A 1,334-nucleotide genomic window follows, 5' to 3' on the forward strand; every position below is an offset into this window, starting at 1 on the left:
CCAGTGATGCCATGACCCTTGGCTCGAATGCATTGGCGGCAAACAGTTCTGCACTGAATGACGCCTTTACATTTGGGGTGGAAACCTTCAACGGGGCGCTGAATTCCCTCGGTGGCATGGCGTCGAACCAGAGCAATCTGGCGTCTCAGTCCATGCAACTGGCGAACAGCATCAACGCCAGTGCGAACACCGGAGGCGCCAGTGATGTCGGGCAGCAGAATACCCGCGTCATGATGGCCTTCGCGGCGGTCATTGGCTTGGTGCTGCTGGTTGTATTGCTCAAGAGGTAACGGATGTATCAGACACAGAAAATCATCGAAGTACAGCTACAGGCCGGAGAGAAAATTATCTCGGCTGTCAGTCAGTACCTGCTCATTCGTGACTGCTCCCATACCGTCACCTTGCTGGCGAAAACCCAGAACCGGGAAGTCGGGACCGAGCTGAAGAAAAATGATGTGGTGCCGTTGGGTGGCTTCGAAACCATCGAGCTGTACAACCACCATCCAACGGCGGTCACGCTGAAATATCAGCTCACCGATATTCCGGTCAACACCCAGTCAGATGCGGTGGCTATCAGTGGCGCGGTGGAGGTGCACAGCATCCGTGAACCCGTGACCATTGATGCCATTCAGCAGACCGTGCCCGTGTCGTTTGATGCGCCTGTGTCTATTGCGAACTGGCCCGCGGTGCAGCCTGTGAGCGGAAAGATCACCGTAGGCAATTTGCCTGAAGTGCAGGCGGTACGCGGGGAGGTGGCGATCACCAATCTGCCGGACGTGCAAACCGTCAGCGGTCAGGTGGCGATTGGCAATCTGCCACAGGTGCAGCAGGTCAGCGGGCTGGTTGCGGTCGCAAGCAGTGACGGGCTGGTCAGTGCCGCAACCACGTTAGACCCGGCGGTCAGCACTGTGCTGATTGAGGCGGACAACACGCGCCAGTCAGTACTGGTTCAAACCGACCGGGGGCTTTATGTAGGCGGGGAAGGGGTGGACAACCTGAGCGGGATTTATATCGCCGCCGGGGAGTCCATGACACTGGAAACCGGGGCGGCGGTGTTCGCCTATGCGGTGGAAGGGGCCACAGTCCGGACACTGGCGGAGGTGCATCATGGCTAGGTTACACGGTGGCAGCGCCGGAAGCTGGAAAAGCGGTGATATCAAGATCCATCACGGCACCCTTGAATCTATCCCGCTGGGCTGGGTGCTCTGTGACGGTGAGAACGGGACGCCGAATCTGGTTGACCGTGCCCTGGTCGGTGCGGGCGGCGCTTATCAGCCGGGGGATGAGTTTGGGGAGGATAGTTTTCGGCCTGCAAAACCAATCGTCAGCGTCGG

At 58.8% G+C, this 1,334-nt stretch carries 3 protein-coding genes; all 3 read left to right on the forward strand.

Annotated elements, in window-relative coordinates; all coding sequences use genetic code 11:
• A partial coding sequence (locus Q4579_RS22855; protein WP_303567256.1) for a hypothetical protein occupies positions 1 to 290 on the forward strand: 290 nt, incomplete at its 5' end.
• 3 nt (positions 291 to 293) lie between these two features.
• Entirely contained in the window at positions 294 to 1,115 is an 822-nt protein-coding gene (locus Q4579_RS22860; RefSeq protein ID WP_303567258.1) for a hypothetical protein, read from the forward strand.
• A partial coding sequence (locus tag Q4579_RS22865; protein WP_303567259.1) for a hypothetical protein occupies positions 1,108 to 1,334 on the forward strand: 227 nt, incomplete at its 3' end. The genes Q4579_RS22860 and Q4579_RS22865, both read left to right, overlap by 8 nt.

Origin of the sequence: Photobacterium sp. 1_MG-2023 (genome assembly GCF_030547945.1) — a bacterium.
In the GTDB taxonomy this organism is placed as follows: Bacteria; Pseudomonadota; Gammaproteobacteria; order Enterobacterales; family Vibrionaceae; genus Photobacterium.